Annotated in this window: 10 protein-coding genes; 5 read left to right on the forward strand and 5 right to left on the reverse strand. The window is 71.5% G+C overall.

Annotated elements, in window-relative coordinates; all coding sequences use genetic code 11:
• The first annotated feature begins 176 nt into the window (after positions 1–176).
• Entirely contained in the window at positions 177–1,292 is a 1,116-nt protein-coding gene (locus ACIQMX_RS33450; protein ID WP_402483768.1) for a serine hydrolase domain-containing protein, read from the forward strand.
• Positions 1,293–1,379: 87 nt separating this feature from the next.
• On the opposite strand, the gene ACIQMX_RS33455 is transcribed toward ACIQMX_RS33450, so the two are convergent.
• Positions 1,380–1,739 carry a hypothetical protein gene (locus ACIQMX_RS33455; protein WP_363069023.1) on the reverse strand — a complete coding sequence of 120 codons (360 nt, stop codon included), beginning with the start codon at positions 1,737–1,739 and terminating at the stop codon, positions 1,380–1,382.
• Between the two features lie 97 nt (positions 1,740–1,836).
• Here ACIQMX_RS33455 and ACIQMX_RS33460 point away from each other — a divergent pair, with 97 nt between their 5' ends.
• A complete protein-coding gene (locus ACIQMX_RS33460; protein ID WP_363069025.1) occupies positions 1,837–2,682 on the forward strand; it encodes a TIGR03619 family F420-dependent LLM class oxidoreductase in 846 nt (281 codons plus the stop codon).
• A 68-nt stretch (positions 2,683–2,750) separates the two neighbouring features.
• On the opposite strand, the gene ACIQMX_RS33465 is transcribed toward ACIQMX_RS33460, so the two are convergent.
• From ACIQMX_RS33465 to ACIQMX_RS33480, 4 genes are all read right to left on the reverse strand, one after another.
• Entirely contained in the window at positions 2,751–4,250 is a 1,500-nt protein-coding gene (locus ACIQMX_RS33465; RefSeq protein ID WP_402483771.1) for a hypothetical protein, read from the reverse strand.
• A gap of 241 nt (positions 4,251–4,491) precedes the next feature.
• Positions 4,492–5,979: a M20/M25/M40 family metallo-hydrolase gene (locus ACIQMX_RS33470; RefSeq protein WP_363069031.1), complete on the reverse strand. Its 1,488-nt coding sequence runs from the start codon at positions 5,977–5,979 to the stop codon at positions 4,492–4,494.
• Positions 5,972–7,042: a DUF917 family protein gene (locus tag ACIQMX_RS33475; protein WP_363069033.1), complete on the reverse strand. Its 1,071-nt coding sequence runs from the start codon at positions 7,040–7,042 to the stop codon at positions 5,972–5,974. The genes ACIQMX_RS33470 and ACIQMX_RS33475 overlap by 8 nt, the downstream gene beginning before the upstream one ends.
• A gap of 86 nt (positions 7,043–7,128) precedes the next feature.
• Entirely contained in the window at positions 7,129–8,793 is a 1,665-nt protein-coding gene (locus tag ACIQMX_RS33480) for an OPT/YSL family transporter (RefSeq protein ID WP_402483773.1), read from the reverse strand.
• Between the two features lie 182 nt (positions 8,794–8,975).
• Between ACIQMX_RS33480 and ACIQMX_RS33485 the strand changes: the two genes are divergently transcribed.
• From ACIQMX_RS33485 to ACIQMX_RS33495, 3 genes are all read left to right on the forward strand, one after another.
• Positions 8,976–9,743 (forward strand): IclR family transcriptional regulator, encoded by a 768-nt coding sequence (locus tag ACIQMX_RS33485; protein ID WP_402483775.1) that lies wholly within the window; start codon positions 8,976–8,978, stop codon positions 9,741–9,743.
• 327 nt (positions 9,744–10,070) lie between these two features.
• Positions 10,071–12,662, forward strand: a complete 2,592-nt coding sequence (locus ACIQMX_RS33490) for a S8 family serine peptidase (RefSeq protein WP_402483777.1) — start codon at positions 10,071–10,073, stop codon at positions 12,660–12,662.
• A complete protein-coding gene (locus tag ACIQMX_RS33495; RefSeq protein WP_402483779.1) occupies positions 12,662–15,616 on the forward strand; it encodes an FG-GAP-like repeat-containing protein in 2,955 nt (984 codons plus the stop codon). The genes ACIQMX_RS33490 and ACIQMX_RS33495 overlap by 1 nt, the downstream gene beginning before the upstream one ends.
• The last annotated feature ends 129 nt before the right edge of the window (positions 15,617–15,745 follow it).

Below are 15,745 nucleotides of genomic sequence, written 5' to 3' on the forward strand. Positions count from 1 at the left end.
GAGTTGATCCGAGCGGGCCGCCCCCCGGGGCAGGGTGGGGGAAGCCCCAGGGCGACTACGGTGACGAGCACCATCGCCCCGCCCCCACCCCGTCCAGCAGGCTTGTCGCATACCCGGAACGGGAGACCGGCTCCCGTTCGTCCGCCCCGGCGGACCACGATCGAGACGAGGCTGCGATGCGACGCATGAACCGGGCCCTGGTGACCCTGGCTACGGCCCTGGCGGTGGTCGCGGTCCCCGCCGCCGCCTCGGCCGCGCCCCGCCCGGCGCCCCACGACGGTCTCCAGGAACGCCTGGACGCCATCGTGTCCGCGGGCGCCGTCGGCGCCCTGGCGGAAGTGCGGGACGGGCGGGACGTGTGGCGCGGCACCAGCGGGGTCGCGGAACGGGGCACGAAGCGCGAGGTACCCGTCGACGGCAGGTTCCGGATGGGCAGCATCACCAAGACGTTCCTGGCCACCGTCGTCCTCCAACTCGCGGGCGAGGGGCGGCTGGAGCTGGACGACACGGTCGAGCGATGGCTGCCAGGAGTCGTCCCGGACGGCGACCGCGTCACCCTGAGGCACCTGCTCGACCACACGAGCGGGCTGTACGACTACAAGCGCACCCTGACGATGCCGCCGTCCCCCGCGTTCCTGGACGGCCGGCTGCGGACCTGGACCGCGTCCGAACTGGTGGCGCGGGCGGTGGCGCAGCCGCCGACGTTCACACCGCCGGGCTCGGGCTACGCGTACTCGAACACGGACTACGTCCTGCTCGGCCAGGTCATCGAGGAGGCGACCGGCCGGTCGTACGGCGAGGAGGTGACGGACCGGATCATCCGGCCGCTGCGGCTGCGCGACACGTCGGTGCCCGGCACGTCCCCGCGTATCCGCGGACCGCATCCGCACGGCTATGTGCCGGTCGTGCGGGCCGACGGGATGGAGCTGGTGGACTACACGGAGATGAACCCGTCGCTGATGGGGGCGAGCGGCGAGATGATCTCCACGACCCGCGACCTCGGCCGGTTCGTCACCGCACTGCTCGGCGGACGCCTCCTGCCGGATCGCCTCCTCGACGAGATGAAGACCCCGGGGGTGGCGGACGGAACCTACGGACTGGGGCTGTCCTGGCGGGACACCGCGTGCGGAGTCACGGTGTACGGCAACGACGGCGATGCCCTGGCGTACCAGTCCTGGTCCTTCGCGACCGAGGACGGGCACCGCCGGGTCACGGTGGCGCTCACGCCGGACTTCCGCGGCGACCCGGACGACGCCGTCGACGACCTCCTGGACGAGGCATTCTGCGGCTGACCCCGCGAGCGGCGGGGCGCCCGGCGCTAGTTGCGCCGGGCGCGCGAGACGAGCACCTGCTGCACCTCGCCGCGACACCGACGCCCGTCAGTTGCGCCGGGCGCGCGAGACGAGCACGAACGCGATGATGCCGACCACGATCACGGCCAGCACGATGCCGACGACGAGTCCGCCGCCGAAGCCGCCCGATCCGTGCTTGCGCCGCTTGCGGCTCTTGCTCTTGCTTTTGGTCTTGCTCGTGCTCCGGTACGTGTGCGCGGCGTCGCGCACCCCGGAGTGGGCGGCCCCCGCCGCGCTCGTGTGCCCCAGGCCCTGGACCGACGAAGCGGTACGGGCGGCCGCCACCGGCGCGGCCGCTGCGGCCGATGCCACGGCGGGCACGCCGCCGATGAGCACACCGGTGAGGAACAGCGCCGTGAGAGCGGTGCGGGTGCGTGTGGAATCCATGGTGTTCGACCTCCCCCGAAGTCGCCGAGGTCTCGGCTTTGCGCACGGTACGGCATACGTTTGAGCCGCCACCAGACAACGACGGAGGTGCTTTCGTATGCGGATCGCCACGACGATCTTCCTCACCGACGAAACGATCACACCGGTGCGGCTCGCGCACCAGCTTGAGCAGCGGGGATTCGCGGGGCTCTACCTTCCGGAGCACACGCACATCCCGGTGAGCAGGGAAACTCTTTACCCGGCGGGCGGCGACCTGCCGCCCGAGTACGGCCGCACGCTGGACCCGTTCGTCGCGCTCGCGCAGGCCGCCGCGGTGACCGAGCGGCTGGAGCTGGGCACCGGGATCACGTTGGTCACCCAGCACGACCCGATCGATCTGGCCAAGCAGATCGCGACCCTCGACCACGTCTCGGGCGGCCGCTTCACGCTGGGTCTCGGCTTCGGGTGGAACGTGGAGGAGGCGGCCGACCACGGGGTGACCTGGTCGACGCGCCGGGAGCTCGGCCGGGACCGGATGGCGCTGATGCGCGCGCTGTGGTCCGCCGAACCCACCGCGTACGAGGGCGAGTTCGGCTCGGTACGGGCGAGCCACGCCTACCCGAAGCCGGTCCAGGAGCCGCGCGGTCCGGTGGTGGGCCCGCGCACCCTGATCGGCGGTGCGGCGGGCCCGAAGCTGTTCGCGCACATCGCGGAGTACGCGGACGGCTGGCTGCCGATCGGCGGCCGGGGCCTGACGGAGTCGGTGCCCGCGCTCCGTGCGGTCTGGGAGTCGGCGGGCCGCGACCCGAAGGACCTCCAGGTGGTTCCGTACGCGGTCCTGCCGAGCCCGGGAAAGCTGGCGCACTACGCGGACCTGGGCATCGAGGAGGTCGTCCTCCAGCTGCCGCCCGCCGCCGAACCGGAGGTGCTGCGGACGCTGGACGCGTTCGCCGAGTACCTCTAGAGCCTCTCGTCCGGGTCATGCCGGGCTCGCGGGGGCCCGGCACGTCGCCACCTCGTCAGTCGCCCGCCCTAGGACTGCGCCTGCTCAGCCGCGGCGGTCAGCGCGTACATCGTCGCGACCGGCAGCGCCGGATTCGCGGCGGCCCACCGGGCGAGCTCCTGATCATCGAGCAGCGCCGCGATGCGGTCCCGCGGCAGCCGCGGATGGCGGGCCGCGTCCGCGCGGACCTGCGGGTCCGGGTCGCGGGTGAGCCGGTCGGCGACGTCCCCGGCCATCCCGGGGTCGAGCAGGGCCAGCCGTCGGACCGCCGGATCCCCGTCGCCGGCGAACCGGGCGAGGCCGGTGCGGGGGAAGTTGCCGTGCCCGGTCAGATGCCACCGGTCGCAGCCGGTGTACTCCAGGAAGCAGCGGAGCAGCAGCGCGGCCGGGGCGTCCGGGTGGTTCTGGCCGAGCAGGACCCGTACGCCGAGGTCGGGGTCGTCGGCGAGGATCGCCACCAGGTCGGCGGGAAGGTTGGGCAGGCGAGCGGCCCGCCGCCGCAGCAGCGGGTGGGCGGACAGCGCGAGAGGGCGGATGTCCTCGGGGCCGGGCAGCGACTCCGGGTCGTACACGGGACTGTGGCCGTACGACGTGTCCTGCCCCACCTCGTAGTCGATCGCCGCCCGTTCCGCCTCGGTCAGCGCCGGGTGCACGGAGACGGCGAGGCGTACCGCAGGTTCGGGGTCCACGGCGAGCGCGCCGCGCTCGGCCGGCCCCAGGTCGGGTCTGGCGGCGACGCGGGTGCGCACCTTCGGGTCGGGATGGGCGGCCAGCAGCGCCACGGTCTCCGGCGGCAGGCCGGCGTTGAGGGCGATCAGCCACGCGTGCCGTGGCAGCGCCGCCGCCACGACGTCCGGGGCGAGCGCTCCGTACATCAGCAGGTGGGTGTGCGCATGGCAGGGGTGCCCGGGCAGGGCCTCGCGCACCGCGGCCGGGTCGCGGAGCCGTTCGTACGAGTGTCGGGAAGCGGCGACCGCATCGCGGACGTCCGGGTCCGGATCGGCCGACAGGGCCTCCCGTGCCTCGGGTGTCAGCGAACCCCAGGAGGAGGCGTTGACCCCCATGATGCGGACCTTCGACGAGGAATGGGTGGGCATCGCGCGCCGCAGACCGGGTGAGACCAGCCGGTTGAGCTCCCACAGGAGGTCGCTCTCGTACGTCTCGATGATCCGGACGACGGTCGGGTCGGGCAGCGGGCGGGGCATGCACACGTCGTCGGTCCGCGGCTCGCCGGCCAGGCGCCCCCGTACGCGGTATTCCGGATCGTCCACCAGCCGTGCCCGCTGCTCCGGATCCGCGTACGGGTTCTCGGCGAAGGAGCCGCGCGTGCTCCCGTCCGGGTGGGCCACGATCGCGTCCACGACGGGACCGGGCAGCACCCGGTCCCGGGCCAGCGCCATCCGTACGGCGGGCGGCCCGTCCGCGAGCAGCCGCAGCAGGACGTCGACGGGCGCGGCCGGATTGAGGGCCACACCGACCAGCCGGCGTTCGGCCGGACCGGCGGACTCGGATATCGGTTCAGGGGCCACGACGGAATGGTCGCACGGCCTACTTGGCCCTCGCCCCGTCCCACGCCTCGCTCCCGAGGAAGTACGTGTCGTAGACCTCCTGCACCTCCAGCAGGCTCTCCGGAGGGACCTCTTCACGATCGACGGAGGAGGCTCCTGCCCCCGGTACGCCGCTTGACCGCCCCGGCCGCCGGCGTCGGGTGGAGTGCCCGGCGCCGACAGCGGTACGGCGGTGTGGCGGTGTGCGGGGATACGCGTTCGGTCAGGGTGCGGAGACCGTGCCGAGCGGGGAGCGCGCTGTCGCGTCCGGCTCGGCCTGCTCGCAGACCGAGGGAAGCACGGACGCCAGGGACGCCGTCAGCCGGTGCGTGTAGGGCAGATGGAGCGACTCGTTCGGCCCGTGCGCGTTCGTACCCGGCCCCTGGACGCCGCAGGCCAGGACATGGGCGCCCGGGTAGTGCCGTTGCAGGATGCCCATCAGCGGGATGGTGCCGCCCTGGCCGATCATCGCGAGGCCGGCGCCGTCGTAGTGGTCACGGCTGGCCCGGTCCAGCGCGTCGTGCAGCCAGGGCCGCATCTCGCCCGCGTTCCACCCGTCGGCGAGCACGGTGTCGGGCGTGAACCGCACCCGCGTGCCGTAGGGCGGGTCCGCCTCCAGCAGGCTCTGCAGATCGCGCACGGCGGCCGCGCTGGACACGGTCGGCGGCAGCCGCAGCGACAGCTTGACGTCGGTGCGCGACCGCAGCACGTTGCCCGCCCGGTCGATCGGCGGCAGCCCCTGCGCGCCGGTGACCGAGAGGCTGGGCCGCCACGCGCGGTTGAGCAGCAGCTCGACCGGGTCGTCGGTGACCGGGCCCGTCGTGCCGTGCCAGGAGAAGCGGTCGGCGATGCCCTGCCCGAGCACGGCGCCCGCCTGTACGGCCTGGGCCCGGCGGTCCGGCGGAGTCGGAACGCTGAACGACGACGGGACGAGGCTGCCGGTGGCACTGTCCTCCACGCGGTCCAGCAGGATGCGGAGCACCCGGAAGGACGACGGGACGACTCCGCCCGCATCGCCCGAGTGGGCGGCCTCGTCCAGCACTTGTACGTCCAGCCGGCCGCCGCAGTGCCCGCGCAGCGAGGTGACCAGCCACAACCGGTCGTAGTCACCGGCGCCCGAGTCCAGGCACATCAGCAGGTCCACCGGCCCGATGCGCGGCGCCAGTTCGGTGAGCCAGTGGTCGAGGTCCGGACTGCCGGACTCCTCGGCGGTCTCGAAGACGCCGATGCAGCGCGGCCTGGGGGCCGACTGGTCGTCCACGGCGAGCACCGCTGCCATCATCGCGTACGCGGCGTAGCCGTCGTCGGCGCCACCGCGGCCGAAGAGCCGGGTGCCGTCGAAGACCGGCTTCCACGGACCGAGTCCCTCGCCCCATCCCTCGCCTCCGGGCTGCTTGTCGAGGTGCCCGTAGAAGAGGGCGGTCCCGTCGCCGGTGCCGGGGACGTCGATGTACACCACGGGTGTGCGGCCGGGTGCCCGAAGGACCTCGGCCGTCAGTCCTTCGACCGGCATCGAACGGGCCCACCGGGCGAGGTCGGTGGCCGTCAGGTCGAGCAGGCCGCGCTGTTCCCAGTCGTGGTCGTACGCCGGGCTGAGGGCCGGGACCTCGATGAACGCGGACAGCTCCGCGAGGAGCGAGTCGTTCCACAGGTCGCGGCAGAAGGCGAGGGTCCGACGCGGATCGAGCCCGGTGTCACCCCGCTCAGGCATGGACGGGCTCCCCGGCGGCCGGTGCGAAGGAGAAGCCGATGGCCTTCTCCAGCGGCTCGTACAGATCGGGCATGAACATCGTCTTGGAGAGGATCAGGTTCTCCACCGGGGCCACCATGACGGTGATCCGGTCACCGGGACCGATCTCGCCGGACGTGACGGGACGGCCGTCCTCGGCGAAGGTCATGATCAGCTCGGGGAAGCGGGCGACGCGGGATCCGTCGTGGTCGAGGACCATGTACTCGTTGATGAAGTGGACGGTCGTCGCCCCGGCGTCGTCCAGCGACACGAGCCCGTGGTCGCGGCCGCCCGCCTGGACGCACCGGTAGTCCGTGACGGTGCCCTCGGTGACGATCCGGCCGCCGAGGTGCTCGGCGGTCGCCTCGACACCGCCTTCGATGTGGACCCGGCCCAGCTCGATCGCCTGGCTGATGGCGCCGGGGGCGCCGTTCTCCACCGCGTACTCGACGGTCACCGGGTTGCGGGCCACGCCGATCCAGCCGCCCGCGTGTTCCGACGCCTGGCGCACGAGCGCGGAGGTGCCTTCCAGGTTCCCGGTCAGCACGCCTTCGACGTAGCTCTCGGGGTGTCCGCCGGCGAAGGCCTGGAGCGACTGGTAGCCCTCGCGCAGGTGCAGGCCCATGCCGCCCATGACGCTGGTGGGCTGTGCGCGGCCGTTGCAGGCGAAGTCGATGACCGGCAGGCCGGTGAGGGCGGAGTGCAGCCAGCCGTTGAAGGTGGTGTAGGCGCCGTTCTCGTTGCAGTGCACGGCCGCCAGCTTCCGGCCGGCCGGAAGCTGTTCCCGCAGCAGTTCCAGGGTGCGCAGCATGTGCCGGGGCAGCACCATCGGGTCGGGCGCGGCCGGCGCGCCGACCAGGGCGATCGTGGCCGTGAGGTCGTCGGCGGCGAACTCGTCGGCGCTCCACAGCTGCGGGGTGCCGACCTCCATGGCCACGCGGACGGCGTCGCGGCCCGTCTCGACGATGCCGCCGCCGCCTCCTCCGAGGATCGCGCCGCCGATCAGGGCGGGCTCGACGTCTTCGATGGTCAGGTCGCGCTTCATGGTGTACCTCCGTCAGAGATGCGGATGATGGGTGTGCGGGGGAAGAAGGGCCGGAGATCCGGGTCCGGGCACCGCGCGGGGCGAGGTCAGGACTTCGTGGCGCGGTAGACGCCGTTCCCGAACGCGTAGAGCGCGTCGCCGGCGATGACGCCCCCGGCGAAGACCTCCACGTGTTCCTTGGCGTCCTTTCCGTAGCGGTGCGTCACCGCCAGCCGGACGGCGAGTCCTGCCAGGACCATCCAGCCGGCCCAGGGGGTGGAGATGAGGAGCCCGGTGGCGAACAGGACACCGAGCTGTCGGCGGGAGCCGCCGACGATCTGGAGCAGGGCGCCGGGGAGCGCCCACAGCAGCAGGTGCGTGGCGGTGCCCGACGACATGCCCGCCTTGATCGCGGCCACGTAGGCGGCGTTGATGGGCGCGACCTGCCCGCGGGCGAAGAACGCGTGGTACGACAGGGACACGACTGCGATCGCGACGACGAAGCCGATCATCCCGGCGATCAACTGCTGCCGTCGGCCTTCGAGTTCGAAGAGGGGGTCGGCGCCTTCCCCGCGGAGCAGATGTCCCGTCTTGAAGTCGTAGCCCATGTCCGCGAAGGCCGGGCCCGTGGCCGCCGTGAACCCGGCGAGGACGACCAGCGCCTCGGGCGGGAAGCCGATCAGGATGCCGATCAGCAGGGTGATCAGGGCGAGCGCGAACGCGGGGAACCACCCCGAGTGCATCGCCGCGATCCCGACGAGCAGCTCGTGGACCAGGGCCGCGACTCCGGCGTACAGCAGGAACCCGATCAGCATCGGCACGCTCATCCTGGCGACGATCCCGGTGCCGAACGCGAGTCCGACGGCGATGACCAGGTAGCCCAGGGCGCCGGTGCCGAGCGAACGGCCGAGCGAGCCCGCGCTGACCGCCGTGCCACGGCCGGCCCCGGACGCGTCGAGCGGGCGCGTCGACTCCCGTCGCACGCCAGCCGTGGCGGCGGAGCGCGCCGGCCGGCCCTCACGGCGTACCAGCGCACCGACCTGGACGAGGGCGACGAGTCCGGCGCCGATCATCATTCCGTGCGGTACGTAGTCGGAGGCCAGGTCCCATCCGCTCAGGTCCGGGAGGTACGCGAGGGTGAGGAGCCCGGCGCCGAACGCGATCATCGCCCCGATCCCGCCGATCATGGCGACGCCGAACGCCGACATCGGCAGGGCGAACAGCCACGCCCCCAGGACCCCGGTGAGGAGTCCGCCGCCGAGGACCATGGCCCGGCGGCCGCCCTGGTCGCCGGCCCTGATCGCCTCGGCCGCGGCGATGCCCACCGGCCAGGGGTTGGCCGCCGCGAACGCGGGGGTGTCGTACATCCGGTAGAGCAGCCAGGCGTCCCACAGCAGGGCGACGGAGACGCCGATCAGCATCGGGACGACCATGTCGTGCAACCCGAAGAGGTACGGGATGCCGATGGGCAGGAACAGGCTGTTCGCGGCACCGAAGGTGGCCGAGGAGATGCTCGTCTGCACGAGGTTCTGCACGTGCACCGAGCGGTAGCGGCGGAAGAACGCCAGGGGTATGCGTGCCAGGGTCATCGCGACGAGGGCGCCGATGAGCGAGGTGCTCGGCGTGATGCCGAGACTCGTCAGCACCTGGATGCCGACGACGGCGCCGAACAGGCTCACCCCCACGCACAGCACCAGGATGCTCGGTGCCAGAGCGCGTGGATGGCTCGCGGTGGATGGTTTCGGCAGCACGGGTGCCTGCTGGTCGGTCACTCGGTCCTCCCTCACGCCGATGACCGTTGTGGACGGCCACGCGAGTTGCATAAACTGCAACCGTGATCCAGTTCGTGCAACATTAGCCACCCGGGGTGGTGGCGGTGTCAAGAGTTGACTCCCGCTGCCGTTGCCGCGTATGAGCGTGTTGTGCAAGGCAATTGAGGGCGCCGGGAGGGCTTATGAGCAGCTTGGTCAAGGCAAAGGACGTTCTGCGGCTCATGTCGCGCATGCGTCGCGATCTGACCGTCATGGACATCGCCAACGGGCTCGGCCTGCCGAAGAGCTCGGTGTCCCGGACCCTGGCGCTGATGGCGGAGCACGACTTCCTGGAGCGGGATCCCGTGACGCGGGCCTACCGTCCGGGGGTCCTCGTGGTCGAGGCGGCCTACCATGTGCGCGCCTCCCGTTCGGCGCCGCAGCTCCTGGAGGAGGAGCTCGGGAAGCTGGTCGACGAGATCGGCTACACCGGGTACGTCGTCATGCTCGACGGCAGTGACTCGCTCGTGATCCACATGCGCACCGGCAAGGCGGGCACCCTTCAGGCGTACACGCCCGTCGGGACGCGAGCGCCCGCCTACGCCACCTCGATGGGGCGCGCGAAGCTGTCACGCCTGAGTGACGGCGAAGCGGCGGCGCGCGTCGGCAGCGTCCTCGACCCCATCGGCGAGGCGCCGCGCAGCCAGGCCGAGTTGCTCCGGCAACTGGCCCAGATCCGGAGCGCGGGCTGGGCCTTCTCGCACGACGAGTTCGTTCCCGACGTGGCCGGGACCGCCTCCGCGGTACGGGACCCCGGGAGCGGGCAGATCTTCGGGATCGGTCTGGCCTTTCCGGCCCGGGACCACGGTGACGCCCTGGTGGCCCGGTGCGGGACCGCCGTCCGCGATGCCGCCTCGCGGGTCGGCAAACACCTCGGCGATCCCTCGTGGCTCGCCTTCACGGGCTGCTGAGCGGGGTCGGCGCCGATCCGGGGCGGTGGGGGATGGGCGTCCCACCGGCCGTGCGGCGCAGGTGCTTTGCGTGGGTGACCTTCGCACCGGATGTGCAACGTGGCGAGTGAGGCCCGTACGCGGGTGGGGCGTCGGCCGCCATGGGCAACCAGGCTGCCAGGCAGCCGAGATGGGAAGCGAGTGGCCGAAGTCATCCTGGGCGGGCGCGTGTTGGGGGGTCACTCATATCGGGACGGACGCTACGAGATCAAGCGGTCTGTAATGGACGAGTAACGGCGGCCTCCTAGGGTCCGGGCACCCAACTGCCCTTCCCGGAGGAGTGCTTCGATGCACATGCCCCGATCGTCCAGGCGCAGACGCGCCGTGTGGGCGGCGACCTCGCTCACCGCGGCCGCCGCGCTGCTGTCCAGCCCGATACCCGCTCTCGCCGACTCCGCACCGCCGGTCCCGGTATCGGGCAAGATCGATGCCGGACTCGCGAGCGCTGTGCGCGATGGCGGTGACGCCCGCTTCTTCGTCGTCCTGAAGGACCAGGCCGACCTCACGGCCGCCAAGCGCAAGACGTCCCACGCCCAGGCGGCCGAGGCCGCCTACAAGGCGCTGCGTGACACCGCGGACAAGGGGCAGCGTTCGCTCACCGCCTTCCTCGACAAGAAGAAGCTGGGGCATCAGGACTACTGGATCGCCAACACGGTCCAGGTGACCGGCGACCAGGCGCTCGTGGACGAGCTGGCGAAGCGTTCCGACGTGGCCAGGATCGTCAAGGCGCGGACGTACCGGCTCGACGGCATGGAGACGTCGGACAGCAAGGTCACCGCGTCGCGCACCCGGGCCGGGGCCGACTCCTCCGCCACCGGCGACGACGCCCCGGAGTGGGGCGTCAAGGACATCGAGGCCGACCGGGTCTGGTCGCAGTACGACGACCGCGGCGAGGGCATCGTCATCGCCAACGTCGACTCGGGCGTGCAGTACAACCACCCGGACCTGGTACGGCAGTACCGGGGCAACAACGGCGACGGCAGCTTCACGCACGACTACAACTTCTACGACCCGACCGGGGTCTGCGGCGCCGACGGCGCACCGTGCGACAACAACGGCCACGGGACCCACACGATGGGAACGATGGTCGGCAGCAACGGCATCGGCGTCGCCCCGAACGCGAAGTGGATCGCGGCCAAGGGCTGCGAGTCCGCCCAGTGCACGGACGACTACCTCCTCAAGGCCGGTCAGTGGATCCTCGCCCCGACCGACCACAACGGGCAGAACCCGCGCCCGGACCTCGCCCCGAACATCGTCAACAACTCCTGGGGCAACAAGGACCAGCTGACGCCGTTCTACGAGGACATCATCGAGGCCTGGAACTCCGCGGGCATCTTCGAGGCGTTCGCCGCCGGCAACGACGGCAACGGCGTCACCTGCTCCACCACGCACCCGCCCGGCTCGCAGGCCGACACCTACGGCGTGGGCGCGTACGACTCCGCCGGCAAGATCTCCAAGTTCTCCGGCTTCGGCCCCTCCCCGATCGACGGTTCGGCCAAGCCGAACATCTCGGCCCCGGGCTCCAACGTCCAGTCGACGTGGCCCGGTTCCTCGTACAACACCATCAGCGGCACCTCGATGGCGACGCCGCACGTCGCGGGCGCGGTCGCGCTGCTGTGGTCGGCGGCCCCGTCGCTGATCGGCAAGATCGACGAGACGCGCGCACTGCTCAACCAGGGCGCCCGTGACGTCGAGGACACCCACTGTGGTGGCACCGCCGGCATGAACAACGTCTGGGGCGAGGGCAAGCTCGACATCTTCGCGTCCGTGGAGAAGGCCCCGCACACCGCGGTCACGGTGTCCGGCAAGGTCACGGACAGGACGACCGGCACCGCGCTGTCGGGCGTCACCGTCAAGGCCACGAGCGCCGCCACGACCCGCTCGGTGACCACCGCCGGTGACGGCTCCTACCGGCTGTCGCTGCTCCCGGGCACCTACAGCTTCTCGGCCGGCTCCTACGGCTACGCGACCGGCACGGTGCCCGGCGTCGAACTGACCACGGGCCAGCCCCTGACGCAGGACATCTCGCTCACCGCCGTGTCCACGCACAAGGTCTCCGGCTCCGTCCTCGACGTCACCGGCCGCCCGCTCGCGAAGGCAACCGTCTCCGTGACCGGCACCCCCGTCGAGGCGGTCACCACCAACAGCCAGGGCCTGTTCACCCTGCCGAAGGTCGCCGAGGGCGCCTACACGCTGACGGTCACCCCGGCCGCTCCGGTCGTGTGCAACGGCACCTACACCGGCGCGCTCAGGATCGACGGCGACGAGACGGCCGACGTACGCCTCCCCAACCGCACGGACGCGGGCGGTACCTACTCCTGCGCCCCCGTCGCCTCCTCCTGGGTCAAGGGTTCGAAGAGCGTCGACCTGACCGGTGACGAGGACTCCACGAAGATCAGCCTGCCGTTCCCGGTGCGCTACTACGGCGCGACCTACACCAGCGCCTCCGCCACCACCAACGGCCTGGTCGACTTCCTCCAGCCGCGCCTGGGCGACTACGTCAACAAGGCTCTGCCGGCGCCCGGTCAGCCCAACGGGGTCATCGCGGCCTTCTGGGACGACCTGACCCTGGACAGGACGTCGAGCGTCCAGACCGCCGTCACCGGCAAGACCGGCTCCCGGAAGTTCGCGATCGTGTGGAACAAGGCCGCCTTCGTCTCCGACCCCTCGGTGCGCGTCTCCTTCGAGGTCCTCTTCGACGAGGCCACCGGCGCCGTCACGCTCCAGTACCAGGGCATCGGCAACAACGTCTCGCAGCGCGGCGGTTCGGCCACCACCGGCATCGAGAACCAGGCCGGCACCGACGGTCTCGGCAGCTCGTTCAACGAGACCGTCCTGAGCGACGCCACCGCCCTCCGCTTCTCCCCGAAGGACATCTGATGAGAAACCGTCAACGACGGGCCCTGCGCCTGGCCTCCATGCTGGTCGCCTCCGGCCTCGCCCTGAGCGCCGCCCCGGCGGTCCACGCCGATGACGGCAACGGCCTGCTGAAGCTCACCGACAGCCAGGCCGCGCAGATGGCCGGCCGCCTCATGCCCGACGCCTACGGAGACGGGCGCGGCCTGGGCGACGCCCGGCAGGCTGCCCGGGCGGCCAAGGCGACCGCTGACAAGACCGCCTCCGCGGCGGGAACGGACGCCGCCGCGACGGACGGTGGCGCGTCGACCGACGCCACCAGCTCCTGGAAGCTGACCAGGAAGTCCGGCATCGAGGGCGCCCAGGGCATGGCCGCCACCTTCCCGGTCGGCGGCTCGAAGGGCGACTACTTCAGCGTCAACGGGCTCAGCCCGATCCAGCGCGTCAGCGCCGACGGCAAGCAGAAGTGGTCGCGCGACGCGATGTCCCTCGACGCGGACTGGCAGATCACCCCGACCCCCCGCGGCAGCAAGGAGCCCTACCCGCCCGCCGTGGTGATGGGCTTCAACGCGGTCAGCCCGTTCTCCATGTCCAGCGACGACGGCGTCACCACCGGCGACCTGACCGGCGACGGCGTGGACGACATCGTCTTCACCGCCGAGAACGGCGTGATGCCCTACCGCCCGTTCACCTCCCCGGGCTCCACGCTGCCCAACGGCACGTTCGTCACGGTCCTGGACGGCGCCACCGGCAAGACGCTGTGGTCGAAGCTCTACGCGGCCGCCTACAACGTCAAACTGGTCGGCAGGACGCTCGTCGTCGCCGACTCCGCGTTCTCCAACATGAACTCCCCGGCCGGCTCCAAGGCGACCCTGACCGGCATCCGCTTCGACTTCGCCGACGGCAAGCTGACCCCGAAGCAGACCTGGACGCACGACGCCGACGCCTACGCCGGCGTCCAGTGGGGCTCGCTCCAGCCGCTCGGCGACGGACTGCTCGCCGCCTCCTGGAACCAGGACCGCGACTACTCCGCCGACCAGACCCCCAACGGCCACACCCTGGTGATCGACACCAAGGACGGCAGCGTCAAGTGGGAGCAGGCCGGGCGGCTCTACGTACGGCAGCTGCGCCTGGACGCCCGGCGTGAGCGCGTCGTGGCGCTGGAGCAGTCGGACTACACGGAGGGCGTGAAGTACGAGATCGCCGCGTACGACCTCGCCGACGGCACCCGCACCACCCTCACCGAGCGGATCAACGCGCTTCCTCTCGCGCTGGAGATCGGCGACATCCAGGGCAGCTCCAAGCCGGAGTACACGGTCAGCGAGTCGACGCTCGCCGAATCCCCGTACAGCCCGATCCCCGACATGAACACCAACAGCGTCCGCGCGCTCGACGGCGACGACGCGAGCCTGCTCTGGGCCCGCACCGTCAAGCGGACCACCGACAGCGGCGACGTCGCCGCCGCCTGGGGTCTGAAGGCGGTTGACGGCAAGATCATCGCCTCCTACCTGGACGATACGGACCGCCAGGTCCCCGAGAACCGCGGCGCCTCCCACTACGCCAGGATCTCCGTCCTCAGCGGCGCCAAGGGCACCGTGAAGTGGGAGAAGAACGGCGTCGTCGGCTCGGTGATGTACGCCCAGCCGTTCAAGGACGGCGGCTGGCGGATGCGGACCGTCGACACCAACCAGAACGTACGTGTCTACAACCTCGGCAACGGCGCGCAGAAGTCCCTCTCGCCGCTGGAAGGCGTTCCCACCACCGCCGCCACCACGGACATCAACGGCGACAAGAAGAACGACGTCGTCCTCGGCGGCTCGTCCAACGGCCTGTTCGCCTACGACGGAACGTCGATGGTGACCGGGAAGCCGAAGCGGCTGTGGACGGCGACGCTGCCCGGCCGGGTGGTCCAGATCATCAAGGCCGACACCACCGGCGACGGCCGCGATGAGCTGATCGTCGCCGCGAGCTCGGCGACCGCCATCGTCGACGCCCGGACCGGCAAGGTCCGCACCGTCATCAACGCGGGCGCCGGCGAGTACGTCCGTAACGTCGTCGCCGCAGACCTGGACCGGGACGGCGCCGCCGAAATCGCCGTGGCGACCGACAAGGTCCGCGCCTACGACGGCGACGGCTCCCTGAAGTGGCAGTACGCGGTCCCGGCGGAGATCGGCACCCCGGCGTTCGCCGACCTCTCCGCGGCCGACGGCAGGATCTACGCCCAGTACCAGACCCGCGGAATGAACCCGGGGACCGCGGTCCCCGTGGGCGGCGTGGCGCTGAACGGCAAGGACGGCAGGGCCGTCTGGTCGTCCACCCCGAAGGCGCCCAGCAGCAGCCAGGGCAGCGTGCTCGGGATTCCGCTGCGGGCCGGCACGTTCGCCTCGTCCGGCATCCCCTACGCCGACGGTCACGCGGTGGTCTTCACCTACGTGGTGCGCGGCAACGCCGATCAGCTGCCGCCCAACCAGCTGACCAACATGGTCCAGATCCGCGACGGCCGTACCGGCGAGCTCCTGCACGAGGCCGAGGCGGGCGGCTACGCCACTCTCGCCAACTGGATGACGGGCCCCGAGGGCCTGGTGGAGAACAGCCTCGCCTCGCTCCGCACCTACGGTGCAGGCGGCCTGGACGGCCAGGCCCGGGCCATCGCCGAAATCCGCGGCGGTTCCTTCGCCACGGGCCCCGACGGCGCCCGCATCCTGGTCCGCAGCGGCTCGACGTTCGTCGCGCTCTACAAGCCCGAGGTCCTGCTGGCCGACATCGAACCCCACCAGATGGCCGTCACCGGCTTCGACGCCTGGGGCGCCCGCGAGCACTTCGTGGCCGACCTCGACGGTGACGGGAAGGACGAGATCGTCACCCTGCCCTTCGACGAATACGACGCGGACCGCACGGCCGGCCTCGTCGGCAACGGTGTCTCGGGCTCCTACACCGCCATCCGTTCGGCGATCACCCTGACCATCGACAACGCCTGACATCCCCGAACCCCCTGAGCCGGCGGACCCGCACCACTGCGGGTCCGCCGGCTCAGGCATGCACGCGAAGCCCCGGCCGGGGTGTAACGCGTCAGTAACGGCCCCTGCATACGGTTCCGGAGATCCCTG

It is taken from the genome of Streptomyces sp. NPDC091416, assembly GCF_044756845.1.
Lineage (GTDB): Bacteria > Actinomycetota > Actinomycetes > Streptomycetales > Streptomycetaceae > Streptomyces.

What these genes read in the sequence shown, in the direction of transcription:
- ACIQMX_RS33450 (WP_402483768.1), top strand. Translation starts at nt 177, where the DNA reads ATGCGACGCATGAACCGGGCCCTGGTGACCCTGGCTACGGCCCTGGCG.
- ACIQMX_RS33455 (WP_363069023.1), bottom strand. Translation starts at nt 1,739, where the DNA reads ATGGATTCCACACGCACCCGCACCGCTCTCACGGCGCTGTTCCTCACC.
- ACIQMX_RS33460 (WP_363069025.1), top strand. Translation starts at nt 1,837, where the DNA reads ATGCGGATCGCCACGACGATCTTCCTCACCGACGAAACGATCACACCG.
- ACIQMX_RS33470 (WP_363069031.1), bottom strand. Translation starts at nt 5,979, where the DNA reads ATGCCTGAGCGGGGTGACACCGGGCTCGATCCGCGTCGGACCCTCGCC.
- ACIQMX_RS33475 (WP_363069033.1), bottom strand. Translation starts at nt 7,042, where the DNA reads ATGAAGCGCGACCTGACCATCGAAGACGTCGAGCCCGCCCTGATCGGC.
- ACIQMX_RS33485 (WP_402483775.1), top strand. Translation starts at nt 8,976, where the DNA reads ATGAGCAGCTTGGTCAAGGCAAAGGACGTTCTGCGGCTCATGTCGCGC.
- ACIQMX_RS33490 (WP_402483777.1), top strand. Translation starts at nt 10,071, where the DNA reads ATGCACATGCCCCGATCGTCCAGGCGCAGACGCGCCGTGTGGGCGGCG.
- ACIQMX_RS33495 (WP_402483779.1), top strand. Translation starts at nt 12,662, where the DNA reads ATGAGAAACCGTCAACGACGGGCCCTGCGCCTGGCCTCCATGCTGGTC.